At 54.7% G+C, this 2500-nt stretch carries 1 protein-coding gene; it reads left to right on the forward strand.

All coding sequences use genetic code 11. From position 1 onward, the window contains the following. Positions 1-396 precede the first annotated feature (396 nt). Positions 397-2500, forward strand: a 2104-nt coding sequence (locus ACUY3D_RS12610) for a hypothetical protein (RefSeq protein ID WP_448241216.1), incomplete at its 3' end; no start/stop codon positions are given.

Consider the following 2500-nt stretch of genomic DNA (forward strand, 5'->3'; position numbering starts at 1 on the left):
GCCATGCAACTCAACGACAGACCACGCGCAACCCTAGGCTTTGCCAAACCAGCCGAAAAAATGGCCGAACTGCTAGGCTATGCCACCGAAATCTAAAACCGTGTTTCCACGACCACTAGAATCCGCCAAGTTACAAACATAAAGAACCCTGTGAGCACCATGAACATTGGGACTGCCTGTGGCCTGCAAGTTTAGAATTTCTCATCAACGAAATAGCCAAGACGTGCATGGACACCGTTAATCATGGGCAAATTTTGCCCTTGTAGAGGGTGGCGGGGGCGGGTAACGTCTCAGGTTGAGTCCAGTTTGCCTTCAGGAACGCTGAAGATGCTTCCAAATCTAACCGAGGGCGGACTGCTGACCGATTCCCTAATCGTTCTCATGAAAGGATTCTTCATGGATATGAAGAGTTTCAACGGTTCTGCTCGTCGCCGCGGCACGACGATTGCAGCCGCCGCTCTTTCCGTCGCTATGGTTGCGCCCTTCGTCCACCCGGTAGTCAGCCCGGCTTCTTCGCCGGCTGCTATCGCTCAGGAGGCAGCAGCCGGTCAGGATCGCAGTGTAGATACCCGAGGCACCTCGGAGGCCACTGCCATTAAGGCAGACGGCACTTGGGGTCAGAAGAAGGGCTACCAAGGTAAGGTCTATCTCGATCGTGATTCAGGTCCGGAGGCTCAGAATGAAGCTGACGAATCTATGCCCGGTGTCAAGGTCTTCTTGCAGTACGTCAACGGCAAGGGCCAAGTATCGCCAATTTACTACACCACCTCGGATTCCGAGGGCAAGTTTGTTTTTGACCTGTCCAATGCGCCGAAGGATGGCTTGGGCAACCCAATCGAGTTCAAACTGGCTGGTGATGAAAAGTTCCAGGTACGTACCTGGGCTGAGAACCCAGATCCGGCTAAGTACACTCTGGCAGCCGGTGGCGACATGTACAGCGGTCGCTTCCATAACCGTCTGACCCGTAAGTGGGAGACCTGGGACTTCACTGCTGGCATTAACCGCATCGTAGACGGCAAGGTTGTATTCCAGGAGCGTCCGAATGTGGATGGCTGGCTAGCCAAGCCTGAAGCTGAATGGACCGAGGCACCGACTGCAGATAAGAAGTGGCCAGAGGGTGGAATTTATGGCACCGCTCGTGGCAACGTCTGGTGGGAAAACAACGAGGCCGGTGGATCGCTTTCGAACCAGTACTTCAAGGGATCTGCCGATCGCGCAGCTACAAACGTCAAGGTTGTCGGCTCGTATGTCAACGACGAAGTGGCTCGCGAGTTCGACGCTTGGCAGGCAGCCAACAAGAACTACACCCGTGAGCAGTTCCGTGTTGCGCAAAAGGAAATCGTCGACAAATATCAGGCTGAGCACGGCGCAGGCTCCCATATCGCAGAGTCTCGCGTAGCTTATGTAAAGGATGACGGTTCCTTCTATCTCCCGTTTGCTGGCTTGTATGGAATCAGCCACAACGAGAAGGGAAAGCAAACCACTAACGATGAGTGGGGCACGCTCGTCTCCGCCAAGGACGAAGCGCACGGTAACTCGATGCAGTGGGGCGGCATTGCGGGCCAGCGTCATCGCCACATCAACACGGACTACATGTACCTGTATCCGGTAGTTGGCGACAACCGTGATCTGTGGATGGGTAACTACCAGGACAACATGTTCCAGCCCCCCCATGGTGGAAATCTCGGTATTGAGCTTGCGTCAGCAAACATTTCTGTCCAGCACTTCGCGTTGCTGACTCCGCGCCCGATTCACGACGTTTTCAACTACGATAACGCGTCAGCTATTGCTGCCCCTGGCGATACTGCCAAGTCGAAGACGACCGGTCTGGTCCCGAACCAGCAGTACGCAATTGAGTGGTTTGCCGACGGTAAATCCACTGGTAAGTTCTGCACCGTTACCGCGAACGAGCTCGGTGAGCTGGAATCCTGTGACTTCACTGTTCCAGAAAAGCTCTCTAAGCCAACTGTCTACTCTTCACAGGTATTCGATGCCGATGCTTCGGGTAAGCCAACCGGCACGCTCCTTTTGGCCGACTCCTTCTTGGCAGACCCGACCGTCGTTAAGTACAACGAGACCAAGGGAACAGCCAAGGAAAAGGACCTTGAAGTAAAGCCTTCCTTCGACAATCCGAAAACTGATGCCGAAGAGAAGATGCCGGAAGGTGCATCCTTCGCGTTCGCCGATCCTGCTGCCGCTGAAGCCTTGGGCCTGAGCATTGATTCTAATTCCGGCAAGATCACTTGGCCTGCAGATAAGCAGGTTGAAGGCGAAACCGAGGCGCTCGTAAAGGTCACATGGACGCCTGTCGAGGGTGCTGATCCGGTTACCCGCGAAGTACCGGCGAAGTTCAACCTGGCTGCGCCTGCTGCGAAGGACAATGAGAATTTCGATCCTAAGTACGAGGATGGTTCTGGTAAGCCGGGTGAGGATGCTAAGGTTCCTGCTCCTGGGTTCAAGGACAAGGACGGCAATGACACTAAGGCTCCTGAGGGCACGA

It is taken from the genome of Corynebacterium guaraldiae (genome assembly GCF_053480195.1).